Origin of the sequence: Mucilaginibacter angelicae (genome assembly GCF_042434235.1) — a bacterium.
GTDB classification, from domain to species: Bacteria; Bacteroidota; Bacteroidia; order Sphingobacteriales; family Sphingobacteriaceae; genus Mucilaginibacter; species Mucilaginibacter angelicae.
Genome location: NZ_JBHLTS010000022.1, coordinates 837,653 through 854,413 on the forward strand (window position 1 = coordinate 837,653; position 16,761 = coordinate 854,413).

General features: G+C 43.8%; 13 protein-coding genes. 9 read left to right on the plus strand and 4 right to left on the minus strand.

The annotated features are described in order from the left end of the window. Positions 1-51 precede the first annotated feature (51 nt). Both ACFFGT_RS15615 and ACFFGT_RS15620 read right to left on the minus strand, forming a co-directional pair. Positions 52-2,412 (minus strand): TonB-dependent receptor, encoded by a 2,361-nt coding sequence (locus ACFFGT_RS15615; protein WP_377023466.1) that lies wholly within the window; start codon positions 2,410-2,412, stop codon positions 52-54. Positions 2,413-2,688: 276 nt separating this feature from the next. Further along, a complete protein-coding gene (locus tag ACFFGT_RS15620; protein WP_377023467.1) occupies positions 2,689-3,597 on the minus strand; it encodes a serine hydrolase in 909 nt (302 codons plus the stop codon). 99 nt (positions 3,598-3,696) lie between these two features. On the opposite strand from ACFFGT_RS15620, the gene ACFFGT_RS15625 reads away from it, so the two are divergent. Further along, the gene (locus tag ACFFGT_RS15625; protein ID WP_377023468.1) at positions 3,697-4,155 is read left to right on the plus strand and encodes a hypothetical protein; all 459 of its coding nucleotides are present in this window, start codon (positions 3,697-3,699) and stop codon (positions 4,153-4,155) included. A gap of 12 nt (positions 4,156-4,167) precedes the next feature. Here the strand turns inward: ACFFGT_RS15625 and ACFFGT_RS15630 are convergent, their stop codons facing one another. Beyond that, positions 4,168-4,893, minus strand: a complete 726-nt coding sequence (locus ACFFGT_RS15630) for an energy transducer TonB (protein WP_377023469.1) — start codon at positions 4,891-4,893, stop codon at positions 4,168-4,170. Between the two features lie 206 nt (positions 4,894-5,099). Here ACFFGT_RS15630 and lpxK point away from each other — a divergent pair, with 206 nt between their 5' ends. The 4 genes from lpxK (at position 5,100) to ACFFGT_RS15650 (ending at position 9,816) form a co-directional block, all read left to right on the plus strand. After that, positions 5,100-6,143, plus strand: a complete 1,044-nt coding sequence (gene lpxK, locus ACFFGT_RS15635) for a tetraacyldisaccharide 4'-kinase (protein WP_377023470.1) — start codon at positions 5,100-5,102, stop codon at positions 6,141-6,143. Further along, positions 6,127-6,942, plus strand: coding sequence for a purine-nucleoside phosphorylase (locus tag ACFFGT_RS15640; protein WP_377023471.1), 816 nt, complete (start codon positions 6,127-6,129; stop codon positions 6,940-6,942). The genes lpxK and ACFFGT_RS15640 overlap by 17 nt, the downstream gene beginning before the upstream one ends. After that, positions 6,942-9,044, plus strand: coding sequence for a putative porin (locus ACFFGT_RS15645; protein ID WP_377023472.1), 2,103 nt, complete (start codon positions 6,942-6,944; stop codon positions 9,042-9,044). The genes ACFFGT_RS15640 and ACFFGT_RS15645 overlap by 1 nt, the downstream gene beginning before the upstream one ends. A 121-nt stretch (positions 9,045-9,165) precedes the next feature. Then, a complete protein-coding gene (locus ACFFGT_RS15650) occupies positions 9,166-9,816 on the plus strand; it encodes a hypothetical protein (RefSeq protein ID WP_377023473.1) in 651 nt (216 codons plus the stop codon). 80 nt (positions 9,817-9,896) lie between these two features. Here ACFFGT_RS15650 and ACFFGT_RS15655 read toward each other — a convergent pair whose 3' ends face one another. After that, positions 9,897-10,265, minus strand: coding sequence for a glyoxalase superfamily protein (locus ACFFGT_RS15655; protein WP_377023474.1), 369 nt, complete (start codon positions 10,263-10,265; stop codon positions 9,897-9,899). A 230-nt stretch (positions 10,266-10,495) separates the two neighbouring features. Here ACFFGT_RS15655 and ACFFGT_RS15660 point away from each other — a divergent pair, with 230 nt between their 5' ends. The 4 genes from ACFFGT_RS15660 to ACFFGT_RS15675 all read left to right on the plus strand — a co-directional run bounded on the left by ACFFGT_RS15660 (position 10,496) and on the right by ACFFGT_RS15675 (position 16,199). Further along, the gene (locus tag ACFFGT_RS15660) at positions 10,496-11,533 is read left to right on the plus strand and encodes a sensor histidine kinase (protein ID WP_377023475.1); all 1,038 of its coding nucleotides are present in this window, start codon (positions 10,496-10,498) and stop codon (positions 11,531-11,533) included. Next, positions 11,530-12,234, plus strand: coding sequence for a LytR/AlgR family response regulator transcription factor (locus tag ACFFGT_RS15665; RefSeq protein WP_377023476.1), 705 nt, complete (start codon positions 11,530-11,532; stop codon positions 12,232-12,234). Before ACFFGT_RS15660 ends, ACFFGT_RS15665 begins: the two co-directional genes overlap by 4 nt. 360 nt (positions 12,235-12,594) lie before the next feature. Next, complete coding sequence (locus tag ACFFGT_RS15670; protein ID WP_377023477.1) at positions 12,595-15,396, plus strand: TonB-dependent receptor; 2,802 nt, start codon at positions 12,595-12,597, stop codon at positions 15,394-15,396. Next, positions 15,387-16,199 (plus strand): DUF4249 domain-containing protein, encoded by an 813-nt coding sequence (locus tag ACFFGT_RS15675; protein ID WP_377023478.1) that lies wholly within the window; start codon positions 15,387-15,389, stop codon positions 16,197-16,199. The genes ACFFGT_RS15670 and ACFFGT_RS15675 overlap by 10 nt, the downstream gene beginning before the upstream one ends. The last annotated feature ends 562 nt before the right edge of the window (positions 16,200-16,761 follow it).

The window sequence follows — 16,761 nt, forward strand, 5'->3', positions numbered from 1 at the left end:
CTTTTGCTTTTACGCTCGTCGAAATGACATTCTTCTTATAGTAAGCTAAAATTAAAAAGTAGTATTCAACGATACCCCGTAAGTTCTCGGGTTGCCTAAGTGCGTTGCGCCGAAATCATAGGCGTAATCAATGTATTTTTTATTGGCGATATTGCTCTCCCAAAAGAACAAACCGAACCTTTTGGTACTTACACCTACCCTTGCATTAAATTTATTGTAGCCTTTTTGTTCGATTTGATTAGCGAGGTCAAAGTATTGATCGCCAAGGTAGCGCCACTCGCCGCGGGCAATCAGCTTTGTTTTAAGCGGGCCGCCCAAATCATAGCCATATTGCAAGGCCAGCATACTGGTGATGTTTGGCGTATAAATTTGTTTGTTGCCTTTTAAATTCACTTCTTCGCCATTGCTGCCAACTACTAAAGTGGTGTAACGCGCATGGGTATATCCAAAATTGTAATCAAACTCCAAACCTTTAACCGGGGTTGCATTAATTTCGGCCTCGATGCCTTTGCTGCTTAATTTGCCTGCATTTTTGGTAATGGTAATGGCATCAGGCAAGATAAGGGTAGGTACCTGAGCATCGGTAACGCGGGTATAAAATGCGGTTACGTTTACCCGGAGACGGTTATCTAAAAAGTCGTTTTTTGAGCCTACTTCATAGTTATTACTGTACTCAGGCTTGAAAGAATAAAGCGGCGGAGACGACGGATCAGAGCCTAACTCGGTAATACCACCTGCACGGAAACCACGGCTGTAAGTAGCAAACAGGTTATTATGTGCCGATACATGATAAGCCAGGCTCACTTTTGGTGTAAAGGCTTTATAGTGTGCTGTAGATGAAGTATCCGAACGGGTAACCATCGACTCACCTCCATTTGGCAAAAACTCGCCCATTATATTTTCTTTTTTATGCTCATAATCATAACGCAAGCCTGCTGTAATATCAAACTGCTCGCTAACCGAGTAAGTAGCCTGGCCGTAAACAGCTATGCCATAATTTCTGTCGGTATTGGTATTTATGCTCGTGAAATCGGTAATAGGCGAACCAACAGCGGCTGCGTCGTCGCCAAAGTAAGTGCCTTGTTTATTAGGCGCATAGTGATAAAAACCATAGGTACCTGCTGCCCATTTCAGTTTTGAGGTTGAAGAAGCAGGAGAGGTAAATCTGAATTCCTGGATAGTAGTTTTTACTTTGTTCCATTTACCGCCATAGTTATTTACGATAGATACTGCATCAAGGGGTGAAAAATCACCATCAATAGGTGTGGTATAATACCGGTTATTTACCTGGTAGGATGTTTGTGAGGTGAAGTTAAAATCGCTGCCACTGTAATTAGCTGTTAAGGACGATTGAAACGTATTATCAATCATTTTGGTAGTAGCATTCTGGTTAACCTCAAACGGATGACTTAGAGCCTCGTCAGGCGAACCAGCTAAGGTGAATGCTCCGTTATTGCGGTTGTTGTAGTTTTTAACATTCAGCGTAAAGGCCAGTTTTGAGGTAGCTAAAAACTTCAGGTAATAGTTGCCTAAAAAATAATGCTGCTTATCAAAATGGGTATTGTTAAACGTATTGGTATAAAAACCATTAAAGCCTGAATAAATGCCGGCCACGCCTAAATACAACTTGTCTTTTACCAATGGAGCTTTAATGCCTAAGGTGTAACGCTGCTGGTTATAATTACCAACATCAACTCCGGCAAAACCACTCAAGGTATTTGATGGTTGTTTGGTGATTACATTGATAACACCGCCTGTAGCATTACGTCCGTATAAAGTTCCTTGCGGACCGCGCAAAACCTCTATCCTATCCACATCCAGCAATTGAGGGATGTAGGTATCCAGTCCGTACTGGTTTACACCATCAACATAAGTTGCCACGGCAGGATCATACGAAGTAGTAACAATACCGCGGATGCCGGTAACTGTACGGCCATCGCCGGGGGCACCTGAGTTTAAGTTAGGGACTATGGCGGTGAGGTCTTTCAAATCCCAAAGCCTGTAATCCTGGATTTGTTTGGCCGATAGCGTCGAAATACTGAAAGGTACACGCTGGGCCTGCTCTTCCACTTTCTGGGCCGATACGGTAACTTCATCCAACTGGTTACTGGCATCATTCAACTGGATTGTTATCGGGCGACTGGTACCTATCATATTAACCGGTATGTTTTTAGCCGCATAACCAATGGCACTGATATGGAGGGTATATTTCCCGGTAGTTATATTTTTTAAGATAAACTTTCCGTTCCTGTCGGCGCTGGTTTGGTAGTTGGTATTGAGCAGGTATACCGAAGCGCCGGCAATAGGCTGGCTTTTACTATCGGTAACGGTGCCCGAAAAATCGCCCGTGGTTTGGCTCCGGGCCGAAAATGCAATGATAACAAGTAGTAATAAAGTAAATAATTTACGCATAAATAGGTGTGGTTAAATGTGCAAAGTACACACATTGTAATCGATTGCCAATAATAGCAAATGACAAACAATTAACACCTATCCCGCATAAATATTACTTAAAATATATAAAAAAACATATAAAACCTGTGTCATTTCGATGGAGCATGGGTGGCTTGTGCATCGGGGCGAAAGAGAAATCTTATACACCCTGTAAAGCGACTCTGTATTGCTTGCCATACAGGGTGTATAAGATTTCTCCCTATGGTCGAAATGACATTTTTTCTTCAGTGTTCATCATTCATTCAGCATAAACCTATCAACCCCACTCGCAGGCTGCCATTTATCGGCGGGCTCAAAATAATGCCATAGCAGGGCCGAAATTTTTTTGATCAGCAGACCAGCCTCATTATTGGGTGTCCAGCTGGTATCGGTATTATGATTGGTGATGATCGAGAATACATAATCGCCATGCGGGGCATTAACCAGCACAGTTTCTGACCGGGACTCATCCACTGCACCTTGTTTGGATATGGTATGCACATACGGCGGGATCTGCGACAGCGCATGCTCATCCCAATAAATGCGCCCCATATTGCGGTACATTCGTTCGCTGGCGGCCGGACTTACAGCTTTGCCTTCGCGGATCATAGTGAACAGCCGGCACATTTCGTACGGGGTACTTACCCCCCAGCCGTAAATTTTGCGCATAGCTTCACGGCCCGGGGCCCTTGAATTCACCCGCATTACTTTAAACCCATTTTGATCGAGCCAATTGTTGATATACTCGCTTCCTACCAGCTTTTGCAGCCACAGGCTTGCGGTGTTATCACTCATGGTAATCATCAGCATGGCTACCTTGCTCAATTGCACGGTGTCTTTATCTTTAAATGAACCCAGGAGGTCTTCACCGGCATAAAGCAATGAATCGCGGTAAACCAGTTTCTGATTATACTTCAGCTCGCCTTTTTCTATCTTATCCATCACCCCGCATTGAATGCTCACCTTGATCATGCTGGCCGTGGGGAACAGGGTATCAGCATTGATCTGTGCCGTTTTACCGGTTTTCAGATTGTGTACGTAGATCCCAACCTGGCCATGAAAGTCTTTTACGGCATCGTTCAATTTAGCAGTGAGCTTACTATCGGTTTGAGCGAAAGCTGATGCTGTTAATAACAGCAACAGTAAGGTAAGTTTATGTTTCATGGAAAGTGCGGTCTAAAAAAATGAAAATACAAATTTTTAAATAAAGGCAGCCGCTTGTTTAGTGATGCCATTTCTATATTTGCTAAAACACCTTTACTCATGAACCAGTTTGTTGATATCACCAACCGCAAAGTATTATACCGCTTATTACTGAATCTTGATGCTTCAGCGGTTCCACTTTGGGGCAAAATGAAACCCCAGCAAATGATTGAGCACCTGATTAATGAGGTTCAATACACCAACGGCGTAAAAATACCCACCTGGGATGGGCCGCATGAAAACACGGCCGCACGTAAACAGGCTGGTATCTATACCGATGCTGAAATACCCCGTAATATTTTTTTAGAGGACCTGCCCGATACCTTAACATATCCTGACCTGGAAACAGCCATTAACCAGCTAATGAAGGAGCTTGATACTTTCGACCGGCATTTCAGCACGTTAAATGTTAAAGTAATTCATGGCGGTTTTGGCCCTTTGGACTATAATGAATGGATTATATGGCATGGTAAGCACTTTACACATCATTTAAAACAGTTTGGGGTGATAACCTGGTAGGCTTCAAGCCCCCTACTGAGAAATGGTTTGGCTTATCTGCTCAACATTTATATCAATACTACCCTTTGCAGTTACTGTAACAGTGCAGTTATAATCTGTTATTACCGGTCGGCCGTTTATTATCCCCGGCTTCCATTTGTAAGACTCTTTGATAAGGCGGACCAGTTGCTTATCTATCTTATCATCCCCCTCTTTTACAAGCTTAGCGTTAATCAGCATTCCATCTCTTTCAATAGTAAATTTGACTACTGTACTTTTGGTTTCCTTAACTGATACCTTGCCTAAATTCTTTTTGAGATGGTCATAAAATCGCGATATTCCCCCAAGATATTCAGGTTGTGCCGAAAATAAAAACACTCCTACAGTAATTTGATTGTTTACCGAGTCGGCAGCAGCTCCCGGTTTCACCCGGGTTGTATCACCACCCAAAGCCTGACTTTTTTGCTGAGCAAAAACACGGCTATTTAACGTAGTTAACCCCAATGCAATTGCCCCCGCAGAAACCCACCGCTGCCATTTGGGTTGCGGCGTATAAGCTATCCTATCAGCATCAAAAATACCGCAGTGTATTTTATCGCCACTTTTTAAGGAGTTCAGTATTTGCTCTTCCTGCATCCCCCTAAAATCCATAATTATTCGGTTGCAACCGGCACAATACCAATCGCTGTTGCAGGCTGTAAGCTCATTAAGTGTTTTGGGGCATTTAAAAGTAAGGTGGATGTTTTGAAACTGATTCATAAGGTAAAGGTCATTTATCCAAATAACGCATTCTTTTTATTATCCGTATACTGTATTTCAAAAAAGCTTTAAACTATCTATTGCTTCTATACTTCTATAACTTCAATAAATCAGCTTCAAATATTAACTTTGTTGTTCTTCAGAAAAACAGATGAAGAAAACCGTTATTGCAGATCACATGGCAACAACGGCCTGCATAACAACATATGAAATTCTTCCGCTGGCTTTTATTTCCTTTTTCGCTAATTTATGGCCTGATTACGGGTATCCGTAACTGGTGTTATAGCCGGGGGATCTTCAAAAGTACCGGGTTTGATATGCCGGTGATTGTAGTTGGTAACCTCGATGTTGGCGGGGCAGGCAAAAGCCCGATGACCGAGTACCTGATCAGGCTATTGAAGGGCAATTATGACATAGCTACTCTTAGCCGCGGCTACGGTCGCGCTACCAAAGGTTTTTTAATGGCTACTGCCGAAAGCAAAGCTTCCGACATTGGCGACGAGCCAGCACAGTTCAAACATAAATTCCCGGATGTTGATGTAGCCGTTTGCGAAAAGCGTGTAACTGGTGTTGAACAGTTAAAAGACGATCATGATGTTATTATTTTAGATGATGCCTATCAGCACCGTGCGCTTGAACCGGGCTTCAGTATTTTGCTTTTTGATTACAGCCGGGTTAATGAGCCTCATTTTCTACTTCCGGCGGGTAACTTACGTGAGTCATTCAACGGGCGTAAAAGGGCGGATGTCATTATCATTAGTAAATGCCCTGCCTCGCTTACCGATCTGGAACAGGGCCGCGTAATCAAGCGCATCAAACCATATCCTCACCAGTCGCTGTTTTTCTCAACTATAAACTATCTGCCTGCTCAAACTATGGACGGGGCAACCGTCATAAATGCTATTGACGAGCATACAACGGTTTTCCTACTCACGGGGATAGCTAATCCCAAGCCTTTGTTGACGCATTTGAAAAAGCAAACACAGCTAATTGTTCATCACAATTATCCCGATCATCACCGTTTTAGCTTAAAAAATATCAGTAAACTTGCCGATGAGTTTTCGGCCTGCCCGTCACAAAAAAAAGTGATCATCACAACAGAAAAGGATGCGCAGCGTTTAGGGGAACAGGACCTGCTTGCGGAGGTTAAAAAACTACCCGTTTGGGTACTGCCCATAGGCATTAGTTTTTTAAATAACGGGCAACAACAATTTGACGAATTAATACAAACATATGTTAGACAATATTGAAGGCACCGCCCGGTACATCAAAAACCGTATCGGCGATTTTGAACCCGAAGTAGGTATAATTTTAGGCACCGGCCTTGGCGGCCTGGTAAAGGAAATTGAGGTTGAAAAACAATTGATGTATTCTAACATACCTGATTTTCCTATTTCAACGCTTGAGTTTCACTCGGGCAAGCTTATTTTCGGGACCCTTGCAGGTGTTAAAGTTGTTGCCATGCAGGGCCGTTTACATTATTACGAAGGCTACAACATGCAGCAGATCACCTTCCCGGTTAGGGTAATGAAATACCTGGGGATCAAAACGTTGTATGTATCAAATGCCAGCGGCTCCCTTAACCCCGATTTTAAAAAGGGCGACCTGATGATCATCGAAGATCATATCAACCTGCAGCCGCAAAACCCATTGGTTGGCCGTAATTATGAAGAGCTTGGCCCACGGTTCCCGGATATGAGCGAACCTTACCGTCATGATATGATCGAAAAAGGCCTGGCCATCGCACAAAAACATAATATCACCTGCCATAAAGGTGTGTATGTGGCAGTAACCGGCCCTAACCTGGAAACCCGTGCCGAATACAAATACCTCCGCATCATTGGCGGCGATGCCGTTGGCATGAGCACCGTGCCCGAAGTTATTGTTGCCAACCACATGGGTATCCCAACATTTGCCATTTCGGTGTTAACTGATGAAGGTTTTCCTGAAATACTTAAGCCAATAACGTTAGACGAGATCATTGCTATTGCGCAGGAAGCCGAACCCAAAATGACCCAGATACTTAAAGAACTGATAGCCGGTAATTAATGCGCCAAAAGCTCAAATATATTTTTTTATTGCTGATGTGCCTGTCGTCGGTACAGGCTGCTTTTGCTCAGTATGGTAACCGTACCAATCCGCGGAACCTGCCTACCCGCGATACCGCGCGCCGGCAGGAAAAGCAAATGACCGACGATCAGCTCCTGGACAGCTTAAGGCGTAAAGAGGAAAACAAAAAAGACTCGGTGGTTTTTAGTTCCAAATTTATCCGTGTTACTAATGAGCGTTTGCTGAACGACAGTACACAAATGTTCCCTATTGATACCGGGATTACCAGCTTTGAGATTTACAGTCCGCTCATTGATCCGCGCAGCCCACGCATTCATTTGGGTAATATCGGCCTGTCGCAACGGCCTTTGCTTTTTGAACCCAGCAGAACCATCGGCTTTGACCTGGGCTTGCATGCCCTTGATATTTACGCGCTGAAGCCGCAGGATATCAATTACTATAACACGCGGGTGCCTTATACCAAACTTACGTTATATAACGCCTTTGGCGGTTCGGCTATCCAGTTGTTCAATATTATCCATACGCAAAATATCAAGCCCAACTGGAATATCGGCTTTAACCTTAACTTCAACGGGTCAAAAGGTTTTTACAACTTTAACAACGTGCTGGGGCAAAATGTGAGCGATTTAAATGCCTCTATTTTTACCTGGTACGAATCAAAAAGCAAACGCTACAACCTGCTGGCTAATCTGTTATTTAACAACCTTAAAGCACCCGAAACCGGCAGTATCCTCAACGATTCGGTATTTACCAGTACCAATGTAAACAACGCCTTTTCAAAAGACAGGGCAGCGGTACGCCTGCCGTACAGCTATGAAAACTGGAACGATAAAGGGCTTTACATTAAGCAATTTTACTATTTAGGCCGGATAGATAGTTTGAATAAAGGCAAGGATAATTCAAAGATCCTGCCTACCCAGCGCGTATCGCATACCCTTCATATATCAAACAGCAGGTACCTGTATAAGCAAAGCGGCGTTGATACTTATAATGTGTTCCCCGATTATTATTACAGTAATAACCGGTCGCGCGATTCGACAGTAGTGACGCATATTCAGAATGAGTTTTCATACAGCTTTTATCTCCGAAGTAAATCGGTAAAGTTTGTGAAGAATGAGCTTAAGCTTGATTTGGGGCTTGTGCATGATTTTTACTCCTACAATCAATATGTTAGCGATACCACGCTTAACGAGTACGGTGCAAAATACATTCACCAAGATAAAGTACAGCACAATACCTTCCAGGATATTACACTGAAAGCTAAACTGGGTTACCGCTTTAGTGACCGCATTGCCCTCGATGCCGATTTCAGGCAGATTGCCCAGGGTCGCGATTTTGGCAACTACCTATATGATGCTAAACTTACCCTGGCGGGCGGTAATAAAACCGGTAAGATTGTTTTAGAGGCTTACTCACAAAACAGCTCGCCTCCGCTGGTTTACACCAACTGGATCTCCAATCATTATATTTTTCATAACAATTTCAGCAATCAAAAAACCACCAGCGCATCGTTCAACTACATTAACAATGCCCTGCAAATTGATTTAAAGGCCGAATACTTTTTGATTAGTAATTACCTGTATTTTACAGCACAGGACGGCGGCACCGATGCACGCCCGGCCCAGCTTAACAGCTCCATTAACCTGCTTAAAGTAAGCCTGGCTAAAAACCTAAGCTATAGGAGCCTGCATTTTGACAACTACGTGGTATATCAAAAAACCGATTATCAAAACACGCTCCGCACGCCTGAAGTATATGCTTACAGCAGCCTTTACATTAACAAAATCCTGCTTAATATCCTGCATTCAAGCTTTGGCTTAAACGCAAGGTATAATACCGAATATGTTGCGCCATCATATGCCCCGGGATTGGGACAGTTTTATAACGGCGCAAACGTAACATATTCCTCATACCCTATATTTGGTGTATTTTTCAAAGCCACATTACAACGTACCAACCTGTTTGTTGCTTATGATTATGCTAACCAGGGTGCATGGAGTAAAGGCTATTATACCGTGAACCGCTATCCTCAGCAGGATGCCATCCTGAAGTTTGGCGTTTCATGGACGTTTTATAATTAAGGATAATTATATAAAGCTAACCTTTGTCATGGTAAGCATTTTTTAGTGCAAGTCTTGTATGGCTGATATGAGGGCAGGTAAATGTGATAATTTACCTGAATGCAAATTAAAGTTTTAAACAATGAGCACTCAAATAAAATACACTGATATCTTCGGAAGACCGATTACTGAACAGGAACAAAATACACTACACGATTTCAAAAAGATGACTTTCATTTCAAACGAAATTAAAACCATTGAAATATTTGAAAACGTGGGGAATATTGGTTACCAATCAGCTAAGTACTTTATCGATGCCACTGAAAACAAAAAGGATATAATCCAAAAATACGTTGATGCTACCACCAACTCCAGTCTCATGATTTATTCAAATAAAGAACAAGCAAATGGTTTTGATTTATGGGACTGGGAAAGCTATGAAGATTCTTCGCAGATTTCCTTTAAGGGAAAGGAAGTATTTGATAGTGAACTAAGGACTATATTCAGTTGTTCATTCGATAGATCTACAAATTCTCTATTGAAAGGTGCCCGAAAATTTTATTACGCGAATCAAGTATCAAGTCCAGCGGATGATTTATTGTTAAAATTCACTTACCATGCCAACGGAAATGTTAATTTAATATTCGATTCAAATGAGAACTATGGATATATTAAAAGTATATCATTAGCCACGTTCTTAGATGATACCGATTTTTCTCAAGATGTTTTTCCATGGAATGAACACCCATATTATCATTCGGCTTTACCTTATTTGCCTACCGGCAGTTTATAGGTATAAAGAAGCACAAGTCATCCACCCTCTGGCCTCGCCACAAGACTTGCGCTAAAAAAAGGATAAAGGGAAAATTTAACCTATCCCTTCAATTCCTCACTAAAGGTTAGCCTGTTACCAAAAGGATCATGAACGGTCATGGTTATGGCCCGGTCATTCCATTCGGGTACTTCAAGGCCGGGGCGGTTGTATTTATATTTTTTGGCGATGAGATGCGCATGGTAATCCCGTAGATCTTTAAAATCGTCGATAGCCACGTGGCTGCCGGGACTGGCATCACCATGATGTTCGGACAGATAAAGTACTACATCGTGCAGGGAAATTTGTATGTATACCGGCACACCTTCCGGCTTGTGTTCCCAGTCGGTTTTAAAGCCAAGCCAGTTGATGTAGAACTCAATGGCTTTATCATAATCAAAAATTCGGAGGATGGGTTTTGTAATGGACATAGGTAGCTGTAATTGTTAAACAAATTTAACGGAAAATACAGCCGGTTTTGTACAGTGAACGCGCTTGTTTTCAATCAAATGCCTGCAAATGTTAATAGATGTTAAATATGGCTCGAATGCCGTTGAAAATTAGGATTCCATGCAACAGATACCTTACTTTCGTCGGCACATTTCGCCCCCTCGTCTATTACATTGAGTACGGGTTTAAAATGAGGCTACCTTAGCATGATATGTTAAAACGGATAAAACCGGCACTGATTATTGAAATTTGTATCCATCTGTTATTTTGGGCACTCATCATTCTTACGCCCATCATTTCCAGGCCGGATATGCGGGGCTTTCCGCAGCCTGCTTTTTCATTGGGGCATATCATCAGTTTTAATCTCGTGTTGGCTGCCGAGTTTTACCTCAATGCTTTTTTACTCATTCCAAAGATTTTAAAGAATAACATCTGGCTCTATTTTTTTGCGCTGCTTGCCTCCTTTGTGGTGTTCAATGTAATACTGATGGAAGTACGGCACTTTTTCCCGGTACCTCATTTCCCGTGGATGGGGCAGCATCGCCGGCCGCAGGGGCGGCCATTCCTGGTTATTTTCCCCTTATTATCCATTACTGCCGGCAGCTTTGCCTACCACTACCTGGCCGATCAGTTTAAGGCCATCAATAAAAAAAAGGATATTGATAATGCTTCGCTGATCTCTGAGCTGGCCTTTTTACGCTCGCAAATCAGTCCGCATTTTATTTTCAATGTGATTAACAGTGCAGTGGCACTTTCGCGTTTAAACCCTTCGGCGGTTGAGCCTACGCTCATCCAGCTTTCCAAATTGCTCCGCTACATGCTGTATGTAACCGATGCCGAAAAAGTTACGCTGTACCAAAAAGAGGATTACCTCCGGAGTTATATCGAACTGCAGCAACTCCGTTTCCGCGACCAGGTGAAGATCAGTTTCAGCTCGGATATTAAAGCGCCCGAGAAAAGTATCGAACCAATGCTGCTGATCCCATTTGTGGAAAATGCATTTAAGCATGGTACGGGCGATATTGAGGCGCCGGCTATAGCCATCACGCTTTTTACTGATGAAAAAAACCTGCGTTTCAGCGTACAAAATGTATATAACCCGGCCGAAGGCAGTAAAGACAATGCCTCGGGTATTGGCCTGGCCAATGTTAAACGGAGGCTTGAGCTGCTATATCCTGGCAAACACAACCTATATATTAATCAAAACGAGCAGGCTTATATAGTTATGCTGCAATTGGAACTTAAATGATGCGATGTTTAATAATTGACGATGAGCCATTAGCGCTTGATCTGCTGGAAGATAACCTCAAGCACGTGAACACCATACAGGTAGTAGCGCGGTGCCGTAACGCAGGCGAGGCCATCATTGCTATGCAAAAGGAGCCTATAGATCTTATTTTCAGCGATATATACATGCCCGGCATCAACGGCTTACAACTCATCAGGAGCCTTACCCACAAGCCCATGGTAATCTTTGTAACCGCCTACGAAAAATTTGCGGTAGAAGGATTTGAACTTGACGTAGTTGATTACCTCGTTAAACCTGTACCCTTAGACCGCTTTTTGAAGGCCTGCCACAAAGCGCTCGACCTGTATGAGCTTCGCCGTAGTTATGTACCGCAGCCCACAACCAAAAACTATTTCTTTTTGCATGCCGATTATAACCTGGTTAAGATCAGCTTCGACCAGGTTGAGTACATTGAAGGCCTTAAAGATTATATCAAGGTACACCTCATCAATCAGCAAAAGCCTGTATTATCCCGCATCAGCCTCAAAGCTATTGAGCTGCAATTACCTCCCGATCAGTTTTTCAGGGTGCATAAATCATACCTCGTTAACCTCGATCACGTATCCCAAATGCGCCGCGCCCGCATCAAACTTATCAATACTGAAATACCGCTAAGCGATGGCTATCGTGATGTGATCAACAGGATGATAGGGAAGGTGTAACGTATTTCCCTAATTATCTGGTCACTGTTTTGAGGTCTCTGCCTTCAGACAACGTTGAAAATATGTCATTGCGAGCGCAGCGCGGCAATCGCATACTATACAGGGCGGCTTTGCTTTCGTGCGATTGCCGCGCTGCGCTCAATGACATGCTTTTATAAGCATTTTCCCACATTACCACTGAACGCTTATAGCGTCAAACCTGCCATTGCTACTAACAACTGCCACTTACCACTGCTACCCCACCAAATCCCCTACCACACATCCGGGCAATTTGTCGACACAAAGCCTCCCATGGTCGATTTTATTTGAGCTGCTTCAAAACATGGTGCATTTTCGGCGTCGAAGAAAATATACCCCTACATGAAGAAATTTTCCCTATTGTTAATAACCTCGCTGGTGTTTTGCGGTACGGCGGTCCACAGTCAGCAAACGCAGCAAAAACTCAAAAAGATCGTAGTTAACCATTTTTTTTCATGTCCGCTTGATGAGCTCTTTGATACTCTGGCAATGGACTACAAGGTTCGCATCGTATTTGAACGTGAGCCTCTGCATGAAATGGACGTTGTGGAGCACTTTTTTGAAGAACCGCTGAAAGAAGTAATTGCCAAGGTTTGTAACGAAAACAACCTGCATTACTGGATTGAATCAAGCGGTACCATCTACATCCTCCAAAACACCGACGATCTGGCGCGGTTGCAGAAACTCAACAAGCTGTCGTTGCAGGCGGCCAACGCGGTTAAGGCCAAAGAAATTGAAGCACCCAAAGCCAAGCCCAAACATTTCCTGGTTAGTATTAACGGCAGGGTGATTGACCAGCAAACGGGCGAATCGCTGCCATCGGCAACGGTGAAGATCAGGGGGACCGACCTCAACGTAATGACTAACTCCGACGGCTATTTTACCATGTTCCGGGTACCTTCAGATACATCGGTAGTAGAGGTTTCATATACAGGTTACCAAACCGATTATTTCAGGCTGAGCAGTGAAAAGCTGAATTCGCCGCTGATCTGTGGTTTGTATTCATCGCTCAACAGCTTAAACGAGGTTACCATTACAGGTAAAAAAAGCGGCGTTATGAATACCGACAGCAGGCAGGTGGGCGTGTTACAGCTTTCGCCGGCCAATTTAGATAAGCTGCCAACCATGGGTGATAAGGATGTACTGCGGGCCTTCCAGCTGATGCCCGGCGTAAGCGGCACTAACGAATCATCATCGGGAGCATACGTACGAGGTGGTACCCCCGATCAGAATTTGGTTATCCTGGATGGCTTTACCATTTACCAGGTCGACCACTTATACGGCTTCTTCAGTGCTTTTAACGCCAGCGCCATTAAAGACGTACAGTTGTACAAAGGCGGCTTTACGGCCAAATATGGCGGCAGACTCTCGAGCGTTACAGAACTTAACGGCAAGGAAGGCAACAAGAACGAAACCAATATCGGTACCGACTTAAGTTTGCTAAGCGCCAGCGGCTACCTGGAAACGCCGCTGTCAGACAAGTCGACTTTACTGTTAGCGGTAAGGCGCTCCTACCAGGGCCCATTTTATAACAAGATCTTTAACCAGTTTAACCAAACAACTACTACGCAGGGCGGCGGTCCAGGCGGTGGAGGCCGGGGTGGCTTTGGCGGCGGCGGCTTTGCCAACCAGATTACTCCAAGCTCATACTTTTATGATTTTGATGCCAAGTACACGTACAGCATCAGCCCAAAAGATAAAGTTTCATGGAGTTTATACACCGGTACCGATAAAACAGATAACAGCAGGCAACTGGGCCTGCCATCGTTCCTGTCCTCAGGCAGCAGCGGGATCAATATTACCGACTATACCAAGTACGGTAACCTGGGCAGCAGTATCAAATGGTTCAGGCAATGGAATAAAAAACTCTACTCCAACAATTACATTACTTACTCATCCTATTTTAACGACAGGAACCGGAGCACCTCTGGCTTTTCGCAGATAGATACCAACGGTATTTCGCATACCCTAAGCACAGGTACACTCGAAACTAATAATTTGAAGGATGTCGGCTATAAATCTGAATGGGAATGGACAGCCAGCAACAAATACAAGCTGCTTTTTGGCGGCTTTGCATCCTACAAAAAAATAGATTACGAGTACACGCAGAACGATACCAGCAAGCTCATCAATCAACATAATGATGCCATCCTCGCTGGTTTTTATACCGAGCTGGCTATCGACCCGAACAATAAATTTCATATTCAGCCTGGTTTGCGCGCCAGTTATTTTGGCCCCACAGCCAAACCGTATTTTGAACCACGATTGTCGGCAAGTTACAGCCTTACCGATAAGTTTACCATAAAAGGAGCAACCGGGCAGTTTTACCAGTTTGAAAACCAGGTGATCCGGGAGGATATTCTGGGCGGGAACCGAAATTTCTGGGTGCTATCCAACAACAGCAATATCCCGGTAGGTATGTCAAGGCATTTTATATTGGGCACCAGCTATGAAACCGATGCGTTTTTGTTTAGCATTGAAGGATACTACAAAACCCTTAGCGGCCTTACCCAATACACTGTTAGGCAAACCCAGCCTGCCGGTGGCGGTTTCAGGATGGAGGCTAACCAAAACCAAACACAAAGCGTTACCGAGGATTTTTACCAGGGAACGGGCCGAGCCAAAGGTATTGAGTTTTTAGTGCAGAAAAAGCTGGGGCGCTATACCGGCTGGATCAGCTATACGCTTGCCCAAGCTCAGAACAAATTCTCGGCCTTTGGCACTGATTACTACGATGCCGACCAGGATGTACGTCATGAGTTTAAGTCCATTAACATGTACCACTATGAACGCTGGAATTTTGCCGCCACCTTCCTGTTCAGTACCGGGCATCCTTACACTGCTCCCCTATCCAGCTATACCATTAAAACGGTCGACGGCAACAGTATCACTTATCTCAACATCAGCGATAAAAACGCCGAACGTTTACCGGCCTATCACAGGTTGGACATGTCGGTATCATATGATTTGCTGAAGATAGACGGGCATAAAATAGGCTCAATAGGCTTATCGCTGTTTAACGTTTATAACCATACCAATACCTGGTACCGTGAATACCAGATGCAAAACAACCAGGTCATCACTACCGATGTTAACTACCTCGGCTTTACCCCTAACATTACACTAAGCTTAAGATGGAAATAAAAACATACCTACGATATTCATTCCCCGGATTGATAGCGGGCTGCCTGATGATGGTATCGGCCTGTAAAAAAAACTCATCCGACCTGAACGCGGTAAACAAACCGGTTGTGGAGGCTTACCTCGTTGCCGGTCAGCCACTATCAGTAAAAGTTTATCAGCAAAAGTACCTTACCGATACGGCTACCTATGGTGCGGCCCTAACCGACTTAAGCATTAACGTAAGCAACGGCGTACAAACTGTTAAACTTACCGAAACAGCAAACGGTACCTACACTTATAGCGATGCCGCTTTTGTAACAGCCGGTAAAACCTATAGCATGCAGTTTACATATGATAATGTGGCAATAAGTGCATCGACAGTAATGCCTGGCAAACCTGAAGGCTTTAAGCTGACAGACAGCGTATTTCATGTACCTAACACCATCGACCCTGCATATAATGATAAAGTACTCCAAACTGTCACCTGGACCAACCCCGATTCGTTACAGCATTTATTGCTTTTCAAAAATACTGACAGTAACCCGTTCGAGATCATTGCCGTAAGAAGCAACAGAAATCCAAGCTTCGAGATCAATACAGAACGAACCTCTACATACAGCATAACGCAAACCACTTTCAAATACTACGGGGCTTATAAGGTAATATTGCTGAGGGTAAATAACGAATACATTAATGTACTTACCACCAATACCCGTGGCAGTTCGCAAAACCTGGTAAATACCCCAACCAATGTTGTTAACGGCCTGGGCATTTTTACAGCCATGCAGGCCGATACTTTAAATTTGAGGGTAACTACGCAGTAAAGATAATTTCAATAATAAAAGCCATGTCATTGCAAGGAGCGGCTGAGAATAGTACGATGGGGCGACGCGGCAATCTCGTAGCCATGCCAACCGCTGTGCATGTTTACTCTGTATAGCTATGAGATTGCCACGCTGCGCTCGCAATGACATTAATTAATTACATCCCTTTATTCCCCTTTAGCGCAAGTCTTGTGGGGAGCTATGCGGGGGGAAGACTTGTGATTTTTAAAAGGATCACAAGTCTTCCCTTCGTAGGCCGTCACACAAGACTTGCGCCAGAGGTGCTTATTAAATTTATTTTTCGATCGATTTTATAAATATGGGCGTTGCCTGCGGCCCGTGCTATCCGCTCATACTGCACAGGCATTAGCCACAAGGCCGGTATCCGCTACTATCACTAACGCGCCCCCCGCACCATCGTCGCAATATATTTTATACGTCACTACGTTTTTTTTCAGGGCTCCCTGATGGTTACTCGCAATGACGCTTTTTTTTAATACTCCTTCCCCTTTGTCACCCTATTGTAAACACCCGTTTAAACGTTTATTGTAAAATCCACGGT